The organism is Aeromonas sp. s9, from assembly GCF_040907765.1.
GTDB lineage: Bacteria > Pseudomonadota > Gammaproteobacteria > Enterobacterales > Aeromonadaceae > Aeromonas > Aeromonas caviae.
Genome location: NZ_JBFOCK010000069.1, coordinates 35,231 through 56,667 on the forward strand (window position 1 = coordinate 35,231; position 21,437 = coordinate 56,667).

Consider the following 21,437-nt stretch of genomic DNA (forward strand, 5'->3'; position numbering starts at 1 on the left):
TCTATGTGGGGGCCACCGGGGGAGCCCCCGTGTCGGGTCACTCGGCGGGGATCTCGGGCTCCACCAGGGTGGCGAGCTGCATCAGGGACTCCTGCCAGCCGAGGTAGCACATCTCCACCGGGATGACCGCCGGAATACCCGCCTGTTCGATGGCGAGATCGGTGCCGCACAGCACCTGGGTGAGGGTGATGGTGACCTGCATCTCCCCCGGCAGGTTGGGGTCGTCGAAGCGGTCGGTGTAGCGGATGCGCTTGCCCGGCTCCAGCGCGAGATACTCGCCGCCGAAGGCGTGGGTGTGGCCGCTGGCGAAGTGGGTGAACGACATCCTGAACTGGCCGCCGACCCTGGCATCCAGCGCCGCCACCTTGCAGGTGAAGCCATGGGGCGGCAGCCATTTGGCCAGGGCGTCCGGCTCGATAAAGGCCTGGTATACCCGCTGTGGCGGGGCCTTGAGTACGCGGTGCAGGGTGACTGTGTTCATGGGGGACTCCTCTTGGCGGCAACAGGGACGGGTCGCAGCAAGGATAGCCGTCATCCCCGTGGCCTGCGGGGGTGCGTCGCCTCCTTTCGCCTGCAGAGAGGATTTTTCGTTTTCTCTTCAAGGAGTTGATCAAGATAGAGGTTATTGTCACCGTTCGCTCATATAATCGCCGCCATGCAAGCGACTCGGAAGGATTCGATGACACAGCTGATGGCGGCCCTGCTGGGGCTGTTTTACGCCAGCCTGATCTGGGCGGCGCCCGTCCCCTTCGTGACGGCCCCCGGCCCCCATGCCACGCAGGGGAGGCTGGAGCCCCTGCTCTCCTGGTTCTCGGGGGAGTTTTCCAGCCAGGAGCAGGCCACCTTCGATGCCCGCTTCACCAGCGCCGAGCTGCGGCTGGTGGAGATCTGGCCCGGGGAAGGCCCCTTTCGCTGGGTCTATGCGGAGCAGTTTCTGACCGAGCGGGCGCAGCGACCGTTTCGCCAGCGCATCTACCGCTTCTCCTCCCTGCCCGATGGCCGCATCCTGATGGCCGAACTGACCATGCCGAGGGCCACGGATTTTGCCGGCGCCTGGCGTCGGCCCGAGCTGCTTGACTCCCTCACCCCGCAGCAACTCTCCCTGCGCGAAGGGTGCGAAATCTGGCTGACCCGCCAGCCGGGCGGGGAGTACAAGGGGCAGACCCGGGTCGGGCATTGCGCCACCGATTTTGGCGGTGCCACCACCCTGGTGCAGTACCTCTGGATCGGCCCGGACAGTGTCCGGCTGCTGGACAGGGCCTATGACAACGGCGCCCATCAGCGCTGGGGCAGCCCGGGGGAGGGCTACGTCTACCTGCGCAAGGGGATGCGGCGCGGGGAGTAGTCGCGCGGTCCGTCAAGGCCCCTCCCTGCTTGCCGCCAACAAGGACGTGCCGATCAGGCTGCTGGCCAGTTCCCTTGCAGATCCACCAGGATGGAGAGGCTGACCGCGCCAAACAGCAGGCCTGTCATCAGGTTGAGCGGGCGCTGGATGCGGCCGAGCAGGTGCTGGGCGCGGGGAGTGGAGAGGCTCCAGGCCAGGGCGCTGAACCAGACGAGGGAGAGCAGGAACAGCTCCAGGATCAGCAATCCCCGGGTCAGGCCATCCACCTGGGGCGTCACCATGGCGGCCAGCAGTCCCATGAAGAACAGCATCGCCTTGGGGTTGAGCAGATTGGTGGCCAGCCCGCTCTTCACCCCCTTGCGCCAGCCCGGCCGCTCGCCCCCGGCGCGCAGCGCCAGATCCCCGCTTCCCTGCCAGGCCGCTTTCAGCGCCCCCCAGCCCAGCCAGCCCAGATAGAGGGCACCCACCAGTTTCACGGCGAGAAAGAGCCAGGGCTGGCTTGCGATCAGCAGGCTGATGCCGGTGAGACTGAGGGTGGCGTGGAGCAGGATGGCGAGGGCGATGCCAAGGGCCGCTCCGAGGGCGGTGGGCCTGTGCAGGCTGGTGCGCAGGATGAGTGCGAAATCCGGGCCCGGGCTCGCCAGGGCGACGAGGTGGACGAGACCCAGGGTCAGAAACAGGCTGGTGAACATAAAAGACCTCCGACAGCGGTATGGAGGTGACAGCATGGGGCAGGACGGGGGACGGGAGATTGTAAAAGATTGCAGCAGCGACGATTCAGGCGGGCAGCATCTGCTGGCGATACTCCGCCGGGGTGAGCCCGAAGGCCTGACGAAAACCGTGGTGGAAGTGGCTCTGATCGAAGAAGCCCACCGCCAGTGCCACCTCGCTCACCGGCAGACCGCTGCCGAGCAGGCGCTTGCCCTGTTCGAGGCGCAGCCGCTTGAGCCAGGCATAGGGGGTCATGCCGGTCTTCTTCTTGAACTGACGCAGGAAGGCGAAGCGATCCAGCCCGAACAGGGCGGCCAGATCCTCCAGGGTGTGGCGCTCGTCCAGCCGGGCCAGCAGATGGTCGCGCAGGAACCTGAGCTGGGGATCCGCCAGGGCGTGGCGCTCGGGGGCGAGCCGGAACAGTTCACCCAGCAGGGCCAGCAACTGGCTCTCCGCCAGCAGGTCGTCGGGGGCGGGGCCGTCCAGGTGCATGTGCAGGCGGGCAAAGCCCTGATAGAGGTCGGGGCGGCTCTGCAATCCCTGGTGGAAAAAGGGCTCGGGGTGCTCCGGCAGCCAGCGGGCCAGCTGCTCGGGGGCGATGGAGAAGACCCGCACCTCGTACCCTTCCGGCAGCAGGCTGAGGCCGTCGTGCATCTCGTCCGGGTTGACGGTGGAGAGTTCGCCGCGCACCAGGTTGTGGCTGTTCCCCTTGTGGATGAACTTCTGGCCGCCCCGCTGCACCAGACCGATGTGGTAGTCCAGATGCACGTGACGGCCATAGCTGAACTCCCTGTGGTGGGAGTGGGAGAGTTCAACCCCCGGCAGCAGCCGGGATTGCCAGTAGTGGATGCGGGATTGGGGTGCGTTCATCCCCTATTGATACCCCGAAAGCGGCCCCTTGGCTTGTAGATTATTGCGCTGGCGCCTCAGCCGGCCTCCTGGCGCCGCTTGCCGCTGCGCAGGCCATCCAGGCTGAACAGCACCAGGGCGCTCCAGATGCAGCCGAAGGTGATCATCTTGTCCAGCGCCAGCGCCTCGCCATACAGGGTCACCGCCAGGATGAACATCAGGCTGGGGCCTATGTACTGGAAGAAGCCCAGGGTGGAGAGCTTGAGCCGGGTGGCCGCTGCGGTGAAGCAGAGCAGGGGGGCCGTGGTGACGGCGCCTGCGGCGATGAGCAGCAGGTTCAGGTGCCAGTCATTCTGGGTGAGGTGGCTGGTGGGGCTGTCGGCGATGCCCCACAGATAGAAGGCGGCTGGCGGCAGCATGATCAGGGTCTCGATGAGCAGGCCGGTGAGGGCGTCCAGGGCCAGTTTCTTGCGAATGAGGCCGTAGATGGCGAAGCTCGAGGCCAGCACCAAGGCTATCCAGGGCAGGGAGCCGAAGGCGATGAGCTGGACGGCGACACCGACAAAGGCGAGCCCCACCGCCCACCACTGCAGGCGGCGCAGCTTCTCGCTCAGAAACACCATGCCGAGCAGCACGTTGAACAGGGGGTTGATGTAGTAGCCCAGGCTCGCATCCAGCATGTGGCCGTTGTTGATGGCCCAGATGAACAGCAGCCAGTTGCCGCCGACGGTGACGGAGGTAAAGGCCAGGGTGAGCAGCACCTTGGGCTGGCGCAGCACCGCCTGCACCTTGTGCCACTGGCGTCCGAGCAGCACCAGCACCATCAGCAGGGCGCAGGACCAGATCATGCGGTGGGTCAGGATCTCGGCGGCCGGCACGGCGGAGAGGGACTTGAAGTAGATGGGTGCCAGGCCCCAAAGGGTGTAGGCGCCGAGGGCATAGAGGACGCCCTGGCGCTGGATCTGTTGTTGCATGCGGATAACCTTCACTGGAGTGCGGATGTCGGGAAACATCGCAAAAAGTCAGTGTAGCGATCCTTTTGCAGGGAAAGAAGACAATAAATGGGTCTGACGGGATTTTAACAGCAGGAGCAACTTCAGCGACCGCCCCCGCGGCGGATCTTCTCCACGTCCATCAGCAGCCACAGCATGAGGGCGATGGCGGAGATCCAGGGGCCCCAGGTGACATAGGCTTCCCCCTGACCCAGCACGAAGAACAACAGCGGCAGTCCCACCACCAGAAACAGTACACTTCCCAGAAAAAACAGCATTTTTATCTTTAAATTTAATGGCTTGCTATTTGACGATTATATCGATTGAGCGAGGGGATAAAAGAGTAAAAATGAGAAAGGGGGATTTCTCCCCCTGTTTTGTTGATAAGCGTCATTTATGACGTTATTCGAGCTGGATCCAGGTGCTTTTCAGCTCGGTGTACTTCTCCAGGGCGTGCAGGGACTTGTCGCGCCCGTTGCCGGACTGCTTGAAGCCGCCAAACGGCATGGTCATGTCGCCGCCATCCCAGTTGTTGACGAAGACGGTGCCGGCGCGCAGGGCGCGCGACCCTTTCACCGCCTGGTTGAGATCCGCCGTCCAGATCGCCGCGGCCAGGCCGTAGTCGGTGTCGTTGCCAAGGGCGATGGCCTCTTCCAGGGTGTCGAAGCCGGTCACCGCCAGCACGGGGCCGAATATCTCCTCGCGGAAGATGCGCATCGTCGGGGTCACGTCGTCAAAGATGGTGGGTTCGATGTAGTAGCCGCCCTCCTCGGGCTGGGTACGCTTGCCTCCCAGCAGCAGCTTGGCGCCCTCCTGCTGGCCGATGGCGATGTAGTTGAGCACCTGCTCCATCTGGATGTGGTCCACCATGGCACCGATGCGGGTGGTGGGGTCGAGCGGGTTGGCCGAGATCCACTCGCGGGCATGGGCCAGCAGCCGCTCCATGAACTGGGGCTTGATGCTGTTTTGCACCAGCAGGCGGGAGGCGGCGGTGCACACTTCCCCCTGGTTGTAGAAGATGGCGCCGACGGCGCTTCTGGCGGCGGCGTCCAGATCCGGTGCATCCGCCAGCACGATGTTGGGGCTCTTGCCGCCGCACTCCATGAAGGCGCGCTTGAGGTTGGACTTGCCGGAGCACTGCACCAGGTGCTTGCCGATTTTGGTGGAGCCGGTGAAGGTGATGCAGTCGACGTCCATGTGCATGGCCAGCGCCTCGCCCACGGTATGGCCGAAGCCTGGCAGCACGTTGAACACGCCGTCGGGGATGCCCGCCTCCTTCGCCAGACCCGCGATGCGCAGGGCGGTGAGGGGGGATTTCTCGGAGGGTTTGAGGATCACCGAGTTGCCGGTGGCGAGCGCCGGGCCCAGCTTCCAGCAGGCCATCACCAGGGGGAAGTTCCAGGGCACGATGGCAGCCACGACACCGAGGGGCTCGCGGGTCACCAGGGCCAGGGCGGACTCTTCCACCGGGGCGACCTGATCGTAGATCTTGTCTATCGCCTCGGCGTTCCAGGCGATGCAGTTCGCGGCGGCGGGGGCGTCATACCCCATGGCGTCGCCGATGGGCTTGCCCATGTCCAGCGACTCCAGCAGTGCCAGCTCCACCAGGTTCAGGCGCATCAGCTCGGCGAAGCGCTGCATGATGAGCTTGCGCTGCTTGGGAGAGAGGCCGCACCAGCGCTTGTCGTCGAAGGCAGCACGGGCCGCCTTGACCGCCAGCTCGGCATCGGCGGCGTCGCAGGAGGCGACCTTGGTCAACAGTTGGCCGTTGGCCGGGTTGATGCAATCGAAGGTGGCGCCGTTGACGGCATCCCGGTAGGTGCCGTCGATAAAGGCTTGCGAGGGCAGGGTCAGATGGGCGGCCTTGTGTTGCCACTGGGCCAGGGTCAGGTCACTCATGTTCACTCCTTGAACCGGCAGAAAGTCAGTCTCCGCGTATCAATATGCTAAACATCCTGCCGCTTGTAAATCCATCTTGTAACAATTCATTAAACACTGACCCCGAACAACCCGGGCTAACGGCGGGGCAAACCGGGCGCCCTGGCCTGTGGTGTCGGGGGTCGCGCGGCGGGGCGGGAGCCCGTGTCGCGGGCCTGATCCCCGGGCCGGGGGGAGCCCGGCGGGCTGTTCCGAGAGAAGGCCCGTCAGAAGCTGGCGGGCGTGTTGGCCGAGATCAGCACGCACTCCTGATCCCCCACGTTGCGAAAACGGTGGGGAGTGCGGCTGTCGAAGTAGTAGCCATCCCCCGGTGCCAGCAGGTGAACCTGCTCGCCTACCGTGACTTCCACCTGACCCCGGATGACGATGCCGCACTCTTCCCCTTCGTGACTCAGCATGTCATCACCGGTGTCGGCGCCCGGGGGCAGTATCTCCTGCATCATGCCGATGGCGCGGTTGGCGCGGCTGTGACCCACCAGACGGTAGCTGATGGGGTGGGTGCCGAGATCCGGCATGTCGTCCGCACGGAAGATCACCTCGGAATCCATCTCCGTCTCGTCGGTGAAGAAGCTGGCCAATGACATGGGGATGCCTTCCAGCACCTTGCGCAGGGAGGCCACCGAGGGGCTCACCTGATTTTTCTCGATCTGGGAGATAAAGCCGTTGGTCACACCGGAGCGTTTTGCCAGCTCGCGCTGGGAGAGGGCCGCCTTGGTGCGAACCGTTTTGAGGCGGTGACCGATATCCATCGATAGACACTCCTTGACTGTTTACTATTATTAAAATTGTGTTAAATATCTTATACCACCCCTGAGGGGTGACACCAAGCCGGGCGATAAAAGCCCTTTTTTATGGATTCAGGTGTTTAATTTAATAGGCATGAGCCGGGTGTTACTAAACGCCTTAAGGATGAGGTGACCATGAAACCTGTCAGCGACATCAATACCCCCGACATGTCCGCATTCTGGATGCCGTTCACCGCCAACCAGCAATTCAAGGCGGCGCCGCGCATCCTGAAGTCGGCAGAGGGGATGTATTATCACTCAGAGGATGGCCGCAAGATACTGGATGGCACTGCCGGACTCTGGTGTTGCAACGCAGGCCATGGTCGGCGCGAGATCGCCGAGGCGGTCTCCCAGCAGATCTCCCACCTCGATTTTGCCCCCACCTTCCAGATGGGCCACCCCCTGCCGTTCGAGCTGGCCAACCGGCTGGTGGAGATCGCCCCCAAGGGATTCGGTCACGTCTTCTATACCAACTCCGGATCGGAGTCCGTGGACACCGCGCTCAAGATTGCGCTGGCCTGGCAGCGGGCTCGCGGCCAGGGGACCCGTACCCGGCTCATCGGCCGCGAGCGCGGCTACCACGGGGTGGGTTTTGGCGGCATCTCGGTGGGGGGCATTCCCGGCAACCGCAAGTGGTTCGGCTCCCTGCTGACCGGGGTGGATCATCTGCCCCACACCCTCAATATAGGGAAAAATGCGTTCACCAAGGGATTGCCAGCAGAAGACCTCACCCTGGCCGATGAACTGGAGAAGATTGTCTTCCTGCACGACGCCAGCAACATCGCGGCGGTCATCGTCGAGCCCATCGCCGGCAGCACCGGGGTCATCATGCCCCCCAAGGGCTATCTCAAGCGGCTGCGGGAGATCTGTACCAAACACGGCATCCTGCTGATTTTTGACGAGGTGATCACCGGTTTCGGCCGCCTCGGTTCCCCCTTCGCCGCCCAAGAGTTCGACGTCATCCCCGACATGATCACCTGCGCCAAGGGGCTCACCAACGGCGCCATCCCCATGGGGGCCGTGCTGGTGCAGAACCATATCTATGACGACATGATGGCGGCGGGCAAGGGGGCCATCGAGCTGTTCCACGGCTACACCTACTCCGGCCACCCGGTGGCGGCGGCGGCGGGTCTGGCGACCCTCGAGATCTACCGTAACGAAAATCTGCTGACCCGGGCGGCCGATCTGGCGGGCTACTGGGAGGAGGCGGCCCATTCCCTCAAGGGCTGCAAGCACGTGAAAGACGTGCGCAACTACGGCCTGGTGGCGGGCATCGAACTCGAATCCATGCCGGATGCACCGGGCAAGCGGGCCTACGAGGTGTTCGTGCGCTGTTTCGAGAAGGGGGCGCTTATCCGGGTGACCGGCGACATCATCGCCCTGTCGCCTCCCCTCATCATCGAGCGCAGCCAGATCGACGATCTCTTCACCCTGCTGCAGGACGCCCTGCAGGCCCAGGACTGACCCCCACATCACACAGGATGGCGCTCGTCCCGGGCGTCATCCCCCTGTGCTGCCCCGGCGCGGCGAGGGGAGGACGGATGACCCATCACGGAGGATTTATGAGTTACAGGATCGACAACTTCATTGACGGCGAGACGACCGAGAGTCGCAGCGAGCGTTTCGGTGCCATCTTCAATCCGGCCACCGGCCAGCAGCAGGGCTCCGTCGTTCTCAGCACGGCCGACGAGTGTGCCGAGGCGATTACCTGCGCCGAGCGCGCCTTTGGGGAGTGGGCCCAGACCCCGCCGCTGGTGCGGGCCCGGGTGCTGTTTCGCTTCAAGGAGCTGATGGAGCAGCACAGGGACGAGCTGGCCCAGCTCATCAGCCGTGAGCACGGCAAGGTCTTCTCCGACGCCCAGGGGGAGCTGACCCGGGGGCTGGAGGTGGTGGAGTTTGCCTGCGGCATTCCCCATCTGCTCAAGGGGGAGCACTCCCTCAACGTGGGCCGCGGGGTGGACAGTCACTCCATGATGCAGCCGGTGGGGGTCTGCGCCGGCATCACCCCGTTCAACTTCCCTGCCATGGTGCCGCTCTGGATGTTCCCGGTGGCCCTGGCCTGCGGCAACACCTTTATCCTCAAGCCCTCGGAGAAGGATCCGTCCCTCTCCCTGCGCATGGCCGAACTGCTCAAGCAGGCGGGCCTGCCGGACGGGGTGCTCAACGTGGTCAACGGCGACAAGGAGGTGGTGGACGTGCTGCTGACCGACCCGCGGGTCGGTGCCGTGTCGTTTGTCGGCTCCACCCCCATCGCCCAGTACATCTATGCCACCGCCTCGGCCCACGGCAAGCGGGTGCAGGCCCTGGGCGGCGCCAAGAACCACATGGTGGTCATGCCGGATGCCAATCTGGATCAGGCGGTTTCCGCCCTGATGGGGGCCGCCTATGGCGCGGCGGGCGAGCGTTGCATGGCGATCTCGGTGGCCGTGGTGGTGGGTGACGAGACCGCCGATGCCCTGGTGGCGAAGCTCTCGCCCCTGGTGGCGGCCCTGCGGGTCGGCCCCGGTCTCGGTCAGAGTCCGGAGAACGAGATGGGGCCCCTCATCAGCCGGGAACACCTGGCCAAGGTGCGCGGCTACGTGGATCAGGGGGTGGCCGAGGGGGCCGAGCTGGTGGTGGATGGCCGGGGCCTGAGCCATGGCGAGGGCTACTTCATCGGGGGCAGCCTGTTCGATCGGGTCGGCCCCGAGATGCGCATCTACCGGGAGGAGATCTTCGGCCCCGTACTCGCCATCGTGCGGGCCCCGGACTACGAGACGGCCCTGCGCCTCATCAACGAACACGAGTACGGCAACGGCACCGCCATCTTCACCGGTGACGGAGATACCGCAAGGGACTTCACCACGCGGGTTCAGGTCGGTATGGTAGGGGTGAACGTTCCCATTCCGGTGCCCATGGCGTTTCACAGCTTTGGTGGCTGGAAACGGTCCATCTTCGGGCCGCTCAACATGCACGGGCCGGATGGGGTGCGCTTCTACACCCGGATGAAGACGGTGACCGCCCGCTGGCCCCAGAGCCTGCGCGCCGGCGCCGAGTTCTCCATGCCGACCATGAAGTGAGCCGCTGGCTCGCTGCCATGGCTTTAATCTCTTGCCCCCGCAGGCCGCCGGTCTGCGGGGGCGCTTCTGTCAAGGAGTAACAGATGCGACTGGGTATTCTCGATTGTGACCGGCTGGACCCCGATTTGGTGGGGGATTTTGGTCCCGTTTACTCCGAGATGTTTATCAAGGGTTTCCGGGCGTTGGCCCCCGAGCTGGAATTTCGGGTCTGGTCCGCCCTCGACGGCGATCTGCCCCTGGATCTGACCGAATGTGATGCCTGGCTCATTACCGGCTCGCGTCACGATGCCTACAGCGACATCCCCTGGATCCTGGCGCTGCGCGACTGGATCCGCCGGGCCCACGATGCCAACGTCAAGCTGGCCGGGGTCTGCTTCGGCCATCAGGTGATCGCCCAGGCGCTGGGAGGGGAGGTGATGAAGTCCACCAAGGGGTGGGGTCTGGGGGTGTCGGTCCATGCCATGCAGACGACAAAACCCTGGATGGCGCCGGGTCTGGACACCATCCGCATCCTGGCAAGCCACCAGGATCAGGTGGAGCAGCTTCCGCCGGGGGCGACCCTGCTCGCGGGCAACGACTTCTGCCCCAACTTCATGTTCCTGCAGGGGGATCACATCGTCGCCATCCAGGGGCACCCGGAATTCTCGGTGGCGTACAACCGGGCCCTGATCGAGCGGCGACGGGACAGGCTGCCCGATGCACATTACCAGAGCAGTCTCTCTTCCCTGGAAGGGGAGGTGGATTCCGCCACCATGATGCAGTGGCTGCTGCAGTTCCTCGGCATCCTGCCGATCGGGGCCGACGCGCGCTGAACCCCGTTTGTCATATCCACCGCGCTGATGCTAGATTTTGTAGCAAAATGAAGGATCAAGCGGCGATATGCCCAGTCCGGATGATACACTGGCCGCCATTTTTGGCGGCCTAGTCCATCGACGAGCGCCGCGTCAGTCTGTGAGGGGGCAACCTTGAAACTACAGCAGTTGAAGTATCTGATCGCGGTGCGGGACCACAATCTCAACGTCTCCGTTGCCTCCGATGCGCTCTATACCAGCCAGCCTGGGGTGAGCAAGCAGATCGGCTTGCTGGAGAGCGAGCTGGGGGTGCGCATCTTCGAGCGCCGCGGCAAGCACCTGCACCGGATCACCCCGGTGGGGGAGGAGATCATCAAGTGTGCCGAGGCCATGCTCAATATCGAGAGCAAGATCAAGGCCATCTCCCGGGAGTACCTGGATCCGACCGTGGGCACCCTCAACATCCACACCACCCACACCATCGCCCGCTACCTGCTGCCGAAAAGCGTCACCTACTTCACCAAAAAGTACCCCAAGATCTCGTTCCACCTGCATCCTGTGATGTCCGCCACCAAGGAGCAGATCAGCAAGGGATACTCGGATTTTTCCATCGTGGCCCACGAGATAGGCTTCGACAAGGAGCTGATCGCGCTGCCCGCCTACCTCTGGACCCTCTCCCTGGTGGTGCCCCAGGAGCACCCCCTGGCCAAGGTGAAGAAGCCGACCCTGGAGCAGCTCTGCCAGTATCCCATCCTGAGCTACGAGAGCGGCGCCACCGGGCGTCAAGTGCAGGACAAGGTGTTCCAGGCGGCCGGCCTCACCCCCAACTACTACATGACGGTGATGGATGCCGGCGTCATCAAGCGCTACGTGGAGTTGGGCTTTGGCATCGGCATCATCTCCTCCCTGGTAGCCAACGATAGCGATGCCCCCGGCCTCGTGGCCATCAATCTGGAGCACCTGTTCGAGCCCTGCCCGGCCCAGATCTGCTTCAGCAAGAGCATCCTCTTGCAGAACTACATGTATGACTTCATCAGCTCCTTCTCCCCCCATCTCACCAAGGAGATGATCCAGAACGTGATGCAGCAGCCGACCCAGGCGCGCATCGACGAGCTGCTGTCAGGGGTGGAGCTGCCCGTCTACTGATCCCGCTTCCGTTTCTGTGCCGGCACCCCGGGGTGTCGGCCTCCTCCCGCCGAGGTTTCCATGTCCCGCATCCTGCTGCTCGCCAATCTCAACTGTGATCATGTGCTCTCCCTGGCCGAACCCCTGGTGGCGGGGGCGCGGCTGCAATACGTGGATCAGGGGCGCAGGCTCGGCGGCGGCGCCGCCAATACCGGCATCGGACTGGTGTGGGCGGGGCACGAGGTGATCATCGCCTCCCGGGTCGGGCTGGACGACACCGGTGACTGGCTGCTGGAGCAGGCGGCCTCCTACGGCCTGGATTGCAGCCATGTGGAACGCTTTGGCGGCGAGACCGGCGAGCTGCTGGTGCTGGTGGACGCCACCGGTGAGCGCACCATCCTCAGGCGCCCACGTCGTCCGGATCTGCCGGGGGATCTGCCGACCGAAGGGGTGGACTGCCTCTATGTGAACTATCCGGGCACCGCCATCGTGGGCTACATGCGCCAGATGCTCGCCAAGAGTTTCGTGGTGGCCCAGTATCCCAAGGGGGGGCAGGCCCGCCGCCCCTGCCACGTGCTGGTGGCCTCCCGCTCCGATCTCGGCGAGGTGAGCGATCCCTGGCAGCATGCCCGCCAGCTCGCGGGGGAGCAGCTCGAATGGCTGGTGCTGACCGAGGGCAAGGCGGGCGCCGTGGCCATTCACGGGGAGGAGCAGGTCAGGGTGGCGGCGCGACCGGTCTCCGTGGTGGATACCACGGGGGCGGGGGATGCCTTCGCGGGCGGCCTCATCCACGGTCTTGCGCGGGGCATGGCCATGGCCGATGCGCTGCAGTGCGCCGTGGACTGGGGCGCCTTCGCGGTGGCCTCCGAGAGCTCCATCCCCTCCCAGGCGCTGCGCAACTGGCTGAAGCAGCCCCACTGAACTCGCCGGACAACGGCTCCGGCGATGGCAGAGGAGGTGGGGGGTTGTCGACGGAAACCGCCAAAACCCCTCGCTGAGGCGGCAAGTTTGCGATCAATCAAAGAAAGTGTCGATTTATGTACATCTTCGTCGACACCCGCCCAGGCTGCTCTTACCCTTGTGACTTCACGACTCGGTCGAAGAAGCCCATCCCGTGCGCACGCATGTGCAGACCCCCTCTTTGGCCACCGGCTGTCGTCCTGATTTCTGGCTTGTAGTAAGAGGCAAGTGCGACCATGCAACTGACACGATTTACCGACTACGCCCTGCGTACCCTGACCTTCCTGGCCATCCAGCCCGGTGATCGCCTGTCGACCATCACGGAAGTGGCCGACACCTTCGCCATCTCCCGCAATCACGTGGTCAAGATAGTGCATCAGCTCGGCATCAAGGGTTACATCGAGACGGTGCGTGGCAAGCATGGGGGCATCCGCCTCGGCCGTGCCGCCGTCTCCATCAACCTGCGCGATGTGGTGATGGACATGGAGCACGTGCTCTGCCCGGTGGACTGCAAGCGCGAAAACTGCCGTCTCTCCGGGGGCTGCCGCATCCAGGGCATTCTGCGCCGCGCCATGCACGCCTTCCTGGAGGTGCTGGGGGAGTACACTTTGGCGGATGCGGTGCGAGATCCCACTCGTCTGTGCCACCTTCTCGGCATAGAGCAGGATAATATTCTGACCATGGCATGATGCCACGGTGAATGACAGAGGGGCCTGCGGGCCCCTCTGTCATTGCTGGCGGTCAGAGCTGGGGCACAAGGGTGATGGCTCCGTGCAGACAGGCAAGGCCGCAGGCGCCGCAGCCATCGCAGGCGGCCATGTTGACGGTCACTCCCTCGCTGCCGACCTTGATCGCCTGCTGGGGGCAGGCATCTTCACACAGCAGGCAGTAGTAGCCCTGACGGGCCTGGCAGCTCGCCTCTATCCTGACCCGGGTCTGCACCTGACGGCCGAGGCAGAGATCCAGTGCGCCCGTGGGGCAGGCTCTGGCGCAGCTGCCGCAATAGCTGCACTGGCCACAGGTGAGATCCAGCACTGGGGTACCGGCGATGGGGCTGCCGTCATATTCGGGGCGATCGGCGGGCTTGATGAGGCCGTTGGGACACGCCTTGAAGCAGTCGCCACAACGGGTGCAGAGGGTGAGGAACTGGGACTCGTCGATGGCCCAGGGCGGGCGTGCCTCATGGCAGACCACCTCGGGTCTGCGGGGACTCCCCCATGCGTGTGCCAGCCAGCGACAAAAAAAATGCGTCATGCCCACCTCTATACCTATTAGGGGTTAATTTTATCCAGTTTTAGGCCGGCAAGCCAGAGAATAGCGGCGGGCAGGATCGCAAGCCGGGTTGCCCTTGTGTAAGCTAGGCGGGTCTTTTTGCGGGATTGAATGAACTCATGTGGCTATTTCTGTGGCGTGCTTCTCTGCTCTATGTCTTCCCCCTGCTGATGTGGGCCTACTGCCATCTCAAGGGTATCGAGTTCAGTGAACTGGATACCGGGGTCAACAGCCACAAGTGGGTGGTGCTGGCGGCCTATCTGCTCTATGTGCTGATCTGGTTGCTGCTCAACCGCTATCTCGAACTCTTCCTGCGCCAGCGGGGGCGCCGATGACCCCACTGCTGACCTGGTGGCCTGCCATGCTGGCTGGCGGGCTGGCGCTGCTGTTCGGCTGGTGGTGGGGGCGGCGCAGCGGCCGTGAAGAGGCGCTGCTGCTGGAGGAGCGTTATCAGGGGTTGCAGGATCGCTGGGACGCGCTGCAGGACGAGAAGATGCTGGCTCAGCAGAAGCTGGATCAGCAGCAGACCCTATTGCTCAAGCTCACCGCCCGTCTCAAGGAAGCCGAGGCGACCCTGCGCAGCGAACGCATCGCCAGCGCCGAGAAGCTGCAACTGCAACAAGAGGCTGAACAGCGCCTCAGCCAACAGTTCGAGAACCTCGCCAATCGTATCTTTGAACAAAATGCCGGCAACTTCCGCGAACTGAATCAGAACAGCATGGATCTCCTGCTGACTCCACTCAAGGAGCAGTTGGAGGGCTTTCGCCGCCAGGTGGGAGAGACCCACGCCCAGGAGACGGCCCAGCGCCACAACCTCAAGTTCGAGCTGGAGCGCCTTGCTGAGCTCAACGCCCGCATGACCGAAGAGGCGGCGGCGCTGACCCGGGCCCTCAAGGGCGACAGCAAGCAGCAGGGCAACTGGGGGGAGGTGGTGCTGGCGCGGATCCTCTCCGAGTGCGGCCTGCGCGAGGGGCATGAGTACCACACCCAGGTCAACATCGAGGTGGACAAGGGCAAGCGCTACCAGCCCGACGTCATCGTCCACCTGCCCCAGGAGAAGGACATCATCATCGACGCCAAGGTGTCGCTGACCGCCTATGAGCGCTGGTACAACGCCGCTGACGATCTGGAGAAGGCGGTGGCGCTCAAGGAGCACGTCGCCTCGGTGCGCAACCATATCCGCGAGCTGGGCCGCAAGGATTACCAGCAGTTGCCCGGGGTGCGCACCCTGGACTATGTGTTGATGTTCGTGGCGGTGGAGCCTGCCTTCCTCGCAGCCCTTGAAGCGGACCCTTCCCTGGTGCGCTACGGGCTGGAACACAACATCCTGCTGGTGAGCCCCACCAACCTGATGGTGGCGCTGCGCACCATAGAGAACCTGTGGCGCTACGAGCGGCAGAACCAGAACTCGCGCCAGATAGCGGAGCGGGCCGGCCGCCTCTACGAGAAGCTGCGGCTGTTCGTGGAGGAGATGCAGCAGATGGGGGGCAGCTTGCACAAGGCGCAGGAGAGCTACGACAAGGCGATGGGCCGGCTGGTCAACGGTCGTGGCAACCTGATCGCCCAGGCCGAGCGCTTTCGCGAGCTGGGGGTCGAGGTGACCAAGCCCTTGCCGGACGCGCTGGTGGACAGGGCGCTGGAGCGGGAGGAGTCGGCGGACTGAGGGGAGTCGTCATTCGCCGGGACAACGAAAAGGGCAGCCATTGGCTGCCCTTTTCGTTTCATGCAACAGCCTGTACGGCTGCTTATTGCTTCCAGAAGGAGGGGAAGAAGAGCACCGCCACCGTCAGGATCTCGAGGCGTCCCAGCAGCATGCCGAACGACAGTATCCACTTGGCCGCATCCGGCAGACTGGCGAAGTTGGTGCTGGGACCGATGACAGGCCCCATGCCCGGGCCCACGTTGGCGACGGCGGTGATGGAGCCCGAGATGGCGGTCAGGGGGTCCAGCCCGATGGCGGCGAGCAGGGCGGCGATGAGCAGGATGATGGCGAAGTAGACCAGCACGAAGGAGATCAGGGAGCGGATGATGGCGTCGTTGACCGGACGGCCGTTGTACTTCTGGGGAAACACGGCGGAGGGGTGCATCAGCTGGCGCATCTGTTTCTTGAACAGGGCGAAGGCCACCTGGACCCGAAAGATCTTTAGCCCGCCCGAGGTGGAACCGGAGCAGGCGCCGAGTGCCAGCAGGATGATGAAGATAATGGTGGTGAGCGGGCCCCAGGTGCCGAAGTCGCCGAGTCCGAAACCCGTGGTGGTGAGCACGGAGACGATATTGAAGCTGCTGATGCGCAAGGCATCCATGAAGCCGTAGATGTCTCTCACCCAGAGATAGAAGGTGACGACCAGGGTCACCCAGACGATCAGCCAGAAGAAGCCCTGCACCTGGGCATCCTTGAACAGGCTGTTGTCACGGCGGGAGAGAGCCTGCACATAGAGCAGGAAGGGCAGGCCACCGAGGAACATGAAGAGGGTGCCTATCCAGTGCGCCGCGTGGGAGAAGTGGGACATGGATTGATCGGAGGTGGAGTAGCCGCCGGTGCTGAGGGTCGTCATGGCGTGGTTGACCGCTTCGAACAGGTTCATGCCACTCACCCAGTAGGCGAGGAAGCAGAGCATGGAGAGTACCAGATAGACCAGCACTATGTTGTTGGCCACCGTTTTGGCGCGGGGGGCGCTCTTGTCGGACCAATCTGAGCTCTCGGTCTGGAACAGCTTCATGCCTCCGACGTTGAGGTAGGGCAGCACCGCCACCGCCATCACGATGAAGCCGACTCCGCCCAGCCACTGCAGGATGGATCGCCACAGCAGGATGCTGTGGGCCATGCCGTCGAGCCCCGACAGCACGGTGGATCCCGTGGTGGTGACCCCCGACATGGTCTCGAAGTAGGCGTCGGCAAAGTCGATATGGGTGATGAAGACGAAGGGCAGGGCCCCGAAGACGCAGGCGACCACCCAGACCGAGGTGGTGAGCAGGAACATCTCCCGCACGCCGAGGTGAAACTCTGCCTTGCGACCGTAATGGAGGCAGAGCAGGGCGGCACCATGGGTGATCAAGACCGACTTGAGAAATTCGACGAAACCTTCCGAACCGGTCAGCAGGGCCAGCAGGGTGGGCAGCCACATGAAGAGCGCCAGCTTGGAGAGCACCAGCCCGAGCGTGAAGACGATGGGATGCAGCTTGATCATGCAAGAAAACCTGGTCGTTGATTGAAAAAAGACCCGGACCTTTCCTGAGAAAAGGGGCCGGGTCCGGATACCGTTGCCAGAGACATGGCCGGCTTACAGGAAGAAGGGACTGGGCTGGAACAGACGCTCCACTTCCGGGATGTACTTCTTGTCCACCAGGAACATCACCACGTGGTCATCCTGCTGTATCTGGGTGCGATCGTGGGCGATCAGCACCTCGTCACCGCGCACCACTGCGCCTATGGTGGTGCCCGGGGGCAGCTTGAGCTCGCCCACCGTCTTGCCCACCACCTTGGAGGTGTTCTCGTCCCCGTGGGCGATCGCCTCGATGGCTTCGGCCGCCCCGCGGCGCAGGCTGTAGACGTTGGCGATGTCGGCACGGCGCACATGGGTCAGCAGGGCCGAGATGGTGGCCTGCTGGGGGGAAATGGCGATGTCGATGGAGCCGCCCTGTACCAGGTCCACGTAGGCGCCGCGCTGGATCAGGACCATGGTCTTCTTGGCCCCCATCTTCTTGGCGAGCAGGGCCGACATGATGTTGGCCTCATCCTCGTTGGTCACCGCGATGAAGACGTCGATCTGGTCGATGTGCTCCTCCGCCAGCAGCTCCTGATCCGCCGCATCGCCGCAGAAGACGATGGTGTGTTCCAGATGCTCGGAGAGCTGCTCCGCCCGCTTCTGGTTGCGCTCGATGAGCTTGACGCTGTAGCGCTTCTCTAGCTGGCGGGCGAGACCGGCGCCGATGTTGCCGCCGCCGACGATCATGATGCGCCGATAGGGGCTCTCGAGGCGTTGCAGCTCCGACATCACTGCGCGGATATGGCCCGCCGCGGCCACGAAGAACACCTCGTCATCGGCTTCGATGATGGTGGTGCCCTGGGGGCGGATGGAGCGTCCCTGGCGGAAGATGGCGGCGACCCGGGTTTCGATGTTGGGCATGTGTTCCCGCAGAGTGGAGAGCGCATTGCCCACCAGGGGGCCGCCGTAATAGGCTTTGACTGCCACCAGGCCCACCTTGCCGTCGGCAAAATCCACCACCTGCAACGCCCCCGGATACTCGATCAGGCGACGCACGTAGTCAGTCACCAACTGCTCGGGGGCGATCAGGTGATCCACGGGGACGGATTCGGGCAGGAACAGGCGATCCCGCTCCACCAGATAGGCGGGAGACCGAATGCGCGCCACCTTGTTCGGGGTGTTGAACAGGGAGTAGGCGACCTGGCAGGCGACCATGTTGGTCTCGTCACTGTTGGTGACGGCGACCAGCATGTCGGCATCCTGGGCGCCGGCTTCGCGCAGCACCCTGGGATGGGCGCCGTGGCCGTTCACCACCCGCAGGTCGAATTTGTCCTGCAGTTCGCGCAGGCGCTCGCTGTCGGTGTCGACGATGGTGATGTCGTTGTTCTCGCCGGCGAGATTTTCGGCCAGGGTGCCACCCACCTGACCTGCGCCCAGAATGATGATTTTCATAAGGCCATCTTACTCAAGGTTGTTGCTTCGTAATGAGGCGGCCCGTCACCAGGCCTGCCATCCGCCGGTTCGGCCTACAGCTTGATGAGCTTGGCATAGTAGAAGCCGTCCATCTCCGCCTCGCCGGGCAGGAACTGGCGACCCGGACAGGCCGGGGTGTCTTCTGCATGCAACGGCACCAAGCGGGCATCCGGGGTATCGGCCAGGAAGGCGCGGATTTGCTCCCGGTTCTCTTCCGGCAACACGGAGCAGGTGGCGTAGAGCAGGGTGCCGCCCTGCTTCAGCTTGCCCCAGAGGGCGTCGAGAATGCGGCGTTGCAGCTCGGCCAGCTCGCGGATGTCCTGATCCCGGCGCAACCACTTGATGTCGGGGTGACGACGGATGACGCCGGTGGCGGAGCAGGGGGCATCCAGCAGGATGCGGTCGAACTGCCCCTGTGGCCACCACAGCTCCGGCGTGCTGGCATCACCGTGGATCACTTGGGCCTGAAGGCCGATGCGATCCAGGTTCTCCTGCACCCGCTTGAGGCGGTTGTCATCGGCGTCGACGGCAACCACGCCGGCAAGGGCCGGCTGGCGTTCCAGCAGGTGGGCGGTTTTGCCGCCGGGGGCGGCGCAGGCGTCCAGCACCCACTCGCCCGGCTGGGGATCGAGCAGGGCGGCGGCCTGCTGGGCGGCACCGTCCTGCACCGAGCAGTCACCCTGCTCGAAGCCGGGCAGCTTGGTCACGTCGCAGGGGCGCTCCAGCAGGATGCAATCTTCCCCTTCCACACCGGCCATGGCCGGGATGCCCGCCTCGCTCATGCGGGCCAGCATGGCCTCGCGGCTCTGGCGCTGGCTGTTGTTGCGGATCCACATGGGCGGGCGCTGGTTGTTGGCCTCCATGATGAACTCCCAGTCATCGGGATAGGCCTGACGCAGGCGCTTGGTGAGCCATTCGGGGTGGCCGAGGCGGACGCTGGGGACGCGGTCGATGCGCAGCAGGATCACTTCGGCGCTGCGCTGGAAGTTGCGCAGTACGCCGTTGATGAGGCCGCGCAGGGAAGAACCCTTGAGCAGCTTGACGGCGTTGACGGTCTCGGCCACGGCGGCGTGAGCCGGAATGCGGGTATAGATGAGCTGGTAGAGGCCGACCAGGATGAGGTAGTGGAAGATGCGGCTCTTGTTCTTGAGCGGCTTGTCCATCATCTCGCTGACCGCCGCATCGAGGCGGGGCAGCCAGCGCAGGGTGCCGTAGCAGAGTTCTTGCAGGAGGGCGCGATCGCGAGGGGCGACCTTCTCCTGGGCAGCAGGCAGAACGGCGGAGAGAGATTGACCCTGATCCAGCACCTGTTGAATGACGAGAGCAGCCTGTGCGCGTGTTTTCATAGCGTTACCTTAGATGCACAAGTCGGGGCCAGGGCCCCGCTTGTGTCAATTCAATCCAGATCAAATCAGTTGCGTGCCAGGTTCAAACCAGTCGCGGCGAGAGTTGAGCAAATCCGAAACGGACATGGCCTTCTTGCCGGGAGGTTGCAGGGTGAGCAGGCGCAGCACGCCCTGACCGGTGGCAACCTCGATCCCCTGCTTGTCGGCCTTGAGCAGGGTGCCGGCTGCCTGGCCGTGATCCTGTGCGACGACCTCGGCCTGCCACACCTTGACGGTCTGTCCGGCGACGTCGAACCAGCTGATGGGCCAGGGGTTGAAGGCTCGGATGCAGCGTTCGATGGCAACGGCGTCCATCGACCAGTCGATGCGGGCCTCTTCCTTGGAGAGCTTCTCGGCGTAGTTGGCCAGCGCATCGTCCTGGGGTTCGGCAGCGGTGTCGCCGGCAGCCATGGCGTCCAGGGTATCGACCAGTGCCTGCGGGCCCAGACCGGCCAGCTTGTCATAGAGGCTGGCAGAGGTCTCATCACTGGCGATGGGGCAGGTTACCTTGCGGATCATGGCGCCGGTATCCAGCCCCACATCCATCTGCATGATGGTGACGCCGGTTTCGGCATCCCCCGCCCAGATGGAGCGTTGAATCGGGGCGGCACCACGCCAGCGTGGCAGCAGGGAGCCGTGCACGTTGATGCAGCCCAGACGCGGCGTATCGAGCACCGCTTTGGGGAGGATGAGGCCATAAGCCACGACGACCATCAGGTCGGCACCCAGAGCGGCCAATTCGGCCTGCGCCGCTTCATTGCGCAGGGAGGCAGGTTGATAGACCGGCAGATCGTGGGCCAGCGCCAGCTCCTTGACCGGGCTGGCGGTGAGCTTCTGGCCGCGACCGGCGGGCTTGTCCGGCTGGGTATAAACGGCGACGACCTCGTGGCCGGAAGACAACAACGCCGCCAGATGACGGGCGGCGAAGTCGGGGGTACCGGCAAAAATCAGTTTCAGCTTGTTCAATGGAGCGGATCCTCAGAGGGCTTTGCGATCTTCACGGGCCATCTTTTCCAGCTTCTGACGAATACGCTGGCGCTTGAGCGGGGACAAGTAATCCACAAACAGCTTGCCGACCAGATGATCCATCTCATGTTGTATGCAGATGGCGAGCAGATCGTCCGCTTCCAGCTCGAAGGTGTTGCCGTGGCGATCTTGCGCCCTGACCTTGACCCACTCGGCGCGCGGAACCAGAGCACGGTTGCCGGGCACGGAGAGGCAGCCCTCTTCGATGCCGGTGCTGCCGGACTGCTCCAGGATCTCCGGGTTGATCAACACCAGCTGTTCTTCGCGGTTCTCGGAGACATCGATGACGATGATGCGCTGATGAATGTCGACCTGGGTCGCGGCCAGGCCGATGCCTTCCTCCGCGTACATGGTTTCGAACATATCATCTACAATGTGTTGTAACTCGGGTGTAAAGGCTTCGACAGGGGCCGCGACTGTGCGCAGACGCTCATCGGGGAAACGCAATACATCTAGAATGGCCATAATTTTTTCTTTAGTTTCATATAAACGCAGTCAATATTGACGTAATTCTAGTCAT

At 63.8% G+C, this 21,437-nt stretch carries 22 protein-coding genes; 9 read left to right on the forward strand and 13 right to left on the reverse strand.

The annotated features are described in order from the left end of the window. Window positions 1-37: 37 nt before the first annotated feature. Window positions 38-481: an SRPBCC family protein gene (locus AB5Y54_RS13975; protein ID WP_042882233.1), complete on the reverse strand. Its 444-nt coding sequence runs from the start codon at window positions 479-481 to the stop codon at window positions 38-40. A gap of 198 nt (window positions 482-679) precedes the next feature. On the opposite strand from AB5Y54_RS13975, the gene AB5Y54_RS13980 reads away from it, so the two are divergent. Next, window positions 680-1,345 carry a chromophore lyase CpcT/CpeT gene (locus AB5Y54_RS13980; protein ID WP_041212148.1) on the forward strand — a complete coding sequence of 222 codons (666 nt, stop codon included), beginning with the start codon at window positions 680-682 and terminating at the stop codon, window positions 1,343-1,345. Window positions 1,346-1,398: 53 nt separating this feature from the next. Here the strand turns inward: AB5Y54_RS13980 and AB5Y54_RS13985 are convergent, their stop codons facing one another. The 6 genes from AB5Y54_RS13985 to AB5Y54_RS14010 form a co-directional block, all read right to left on the reverse strand. Beyond that, window positions 1,399-2,037, reverse strand: a complete 639-nt coding sequence (locus tag AB5Y54_RS13985) for a LysE family translocator (protein ID WP_052814924.1) — start codon at window positions 2,035-2,037, stop codon at window positions 1,399-1,401. Window positions 2,038-2,122: 85 nt separating this feature from the next. After that, entirely contained in the window at window positions 2,123-2,926 is an 804-nt protein-coding gene (locus AB5Y54_RS13990) for an AraC family transcriptional regulator (protein WP_223931888.1), read from the reverse strand. Window positions 2,927-2,982: 56 nt separating this feature from the next. Beyond that, window positions 2,983-3,879, reverse strand: a complete 897-nt coding sequence (rarD, locus tag AB5Y54_RS13995; RefSeq protein WP_010672490.1) for an EamA family transporter RarD — start codon at window positions 3,877-3,879, stop codon at window positions 2,983-2,985. Between the two features lie 122 nt (window positions 3,880-4,001). Beyond that, window positions 4,002-4,175, reverse strand: coding sequence for a hypothetical protein (locus tag AB5Y54_RS14000; protein ID WP_010672491.1), 174 nt, complete (start codon window positions 4,173-4,175; stop codon window positions 4,002-4,004). 124 nt (window positions 4,176-4,299) lie between these two features. Continuing rightward, a complete protein-coding gene (locus tag AB5Y54_RS14005) occupies window positions 4,300-5,796 on the reverse strand; it encodes an aldehyde dehydrogenase (protein WP_041212149.1) in 1,497 nt (498 codons plus the stop codon). 245 nt (window positions 5,797-6,041) lie between these two features. Then, the gene (locus tag AB5Y54_RS14010; RefSeq protein WP_041212150.1) at window positions 6,042-6,584 is read right to left on the reverse strand and encodes a cupin domain-containing protein; all 543 of its coding nucleotides are present in this window, start codon (window positions 6,582-6,584) and stop codon (window positions 6,042-6,044) included. Window positions 6,585-6,755: 171 nt separating this feature from the next. Between AB5Y54_RS14010 and AB5Y54_RS14015 the strand changes: the two genes are divergently transcribed. From AB5Y54_RS14015 to AB5Y54_RS14040, 6 genes are all read left to right on the forward strand, one after another. Continuing rightward, a complete protein-coding gene (locus tag AB5Y54_RS14015; RefSeq protein ID WP_042882236.1) occupies window positions 6,756-8,084 on the forward strand; it encodes an aspartate aminotransferase family protein in 1,329 nt (442 codons plus the stop codon). 98 nt (window positions 8,085-8,182) lie between these two features. Continuing rightward, the gene (locus AB5Y54_RS14020) at window positions 8,183-9,679 is read left to right on the forward strand and encodes a CoA-acylating methylmalonate-semialdehyde dehydrogenase (protein ID WP_201934795.1); all 1,497 of its coding nucleotides are present in this window, start codon (window positions 8,183-8,185) and stop codon (window positions 9,677-9,679) included. 83 nt (window positions 9,680-9,762) lie between these two features. Next, complete coding sequence (locus tag AB5Y54_RS14025) at window positions 9,763-10,491, forward strand: glutamine amidotransferase (RefSeq protein ID WP_043153559.1); 729 nt, start codon at window positions 9,763-9,765, stop codon at window positions 10,489-10,491. Between the two features lie 153 nt (window positions 10,492-10,644). After that, the gene (locus tag AB5Y54_RS14030; protein WP_029313477.1) at window positions 10,645-11,616 is read left to right on the forward strand and encodes a LysR substrate-binding domain-containing protein; all 972 of its coding nucleotides are present in this window, start codon (window positions 10,645-10,647) and stop codon (window positions 11,614-11,616) included. Window positions 11,617-11,676: 60 nt separating this feature from the next. Beyond that, a complete protein-coding gene (locus tag AB5Y54_RS14035) occupies window positions 11,677-12,516 on the forward strand; it encodes a PfkB family carbohydrate kinase (RefSeq protein ID WP_041212154.1) in 840 nt (279 codons plus the stop codon). Between the two features lie 275 nt (window positions 12,517-12,791). Continuing rightward, a complete protein-coding gene (locus AB5Y54_RS14040) occupies window positions 12,792-13,244 on the forward strand; it encodes an Rrf2 family transcriptional regulator (protein ID WP_010672499.1) in 453 nt (150 codons plus the stop codon). Between the two features lie 52 nt (window positions 13,245-13,296). On the opposite strand, the gene AB5Y54_RS14045 is transcribed toward AB5Y54_RS14040, so the two are convergent. Then, complete coding sequence (locus AB5Y54_RS14045; protein ID WP_201934791.1) at window positions 13,297-13,809, reverse strand: ferredoxin-type protein NapF; 513 nt, start codon at window positions 13,807-13,809, stop codon at window positions 13,297-13,299. A 137-nt stretch (window positions 13,810-13,946) separates the two neighbouring features. Here AB5Y54_RS14045 and AB5Y54_RS14050 point away from each other — a divergent pair, with 137 nt between their 5' ends. Next, a complete protein-coding gene (locus AB5Y54_RS14050; RefSeq protein WP_010672501.1) occupies window positions 13,947-14,162 on the forward strand; it encodes a hypothetical protein in 216 nt (71 codons plus the stop codon). Beyond that, entirely contained in the window at window positions 14,159-15,490 is a 1,332-nt protein-coding gene (gene rmuC / locus AB5Y54_RS14055) for a DNA recombination protein RmuC (protein ID WP_160837014.1), read from the forward strand. The genes AB5Y54_RS14050 and rmuC overlap by 4 nt, the downstream gene beginning before the upstream one ends. Window positions 15,491-15,572: 82 nt before the next feature. Here the strand turns inward: rmuC and AB5Y54_RS14060 are convergent, their stop codons facing one another. The 5 genes from AB5Y54_RS14060 to def form a co-directional block, all read right to left on the reverse strand. Further along, on the reverse strand, window positions 15,573-17,015 hold the full coding sequence (locus AB5Y54_RS14060; RefSeq protein ID WP_010672503.1) for a TrkH family potassium uptake protein: 1,443 nt from the start codon (window positions 17,013-17,015) through the stop codon (window positions 15,573-15,575). Between the two features lie 93 nt (window positions 17,016-17,108). After that, complete coding sequence (gene trkA / locus AB5Y54_RS14065) at window positions 17,109-18,485, reverse strand: Trk system potassium transporter TrkA (RefSeq protein ID WP_010672504.1); 1,377 nt, start codon at window positions 18,483-18,485, stop codon at window positions 17,109-17,111. A gap of 74 nt (window positions 18,486-18,559) precedes the next feature. Beyond that, entirely contained in the window at window positions 18,560-19,852 is a 1,293-nt protein-coding gene (gene rsmB / locus AB5Y54_RS14070) for a 16S rRNA (cytosine(967)-C(5))-methyltransferase RsmB (protein WP_042882245.1), read from the reverse strand. 60 nt (window positions 19,853-19,912) lie between these two features. Continuing rightward, window positions 19,913-20,857, reverse strand: a complete 945-nt coding sequence (gene fmt, locus AB5Y54_RS14075) for a methionyl-tRNA formyltransferase (RefSeq protein ID WP_042015233.1) — start codon at window positions 20,855-20,857, stop codon at window positions 19,913-19,915. A 12-nt stretch (window positions 20,858-20,869) separates the two neighbouring features. Beyond that, window positions 20,870-21,382, reverse strand: coding sequence for a peptide deformylase (gene def / locus AB5Y54_RS14080; RefSeq protein WP_201895194.1), 513 nt, complete (start codon window positions 21,380-21,382; stop codon window positions 20,870-20,872). Window positions 21,383-21,437: the final 55 nt, after the last annotated feature.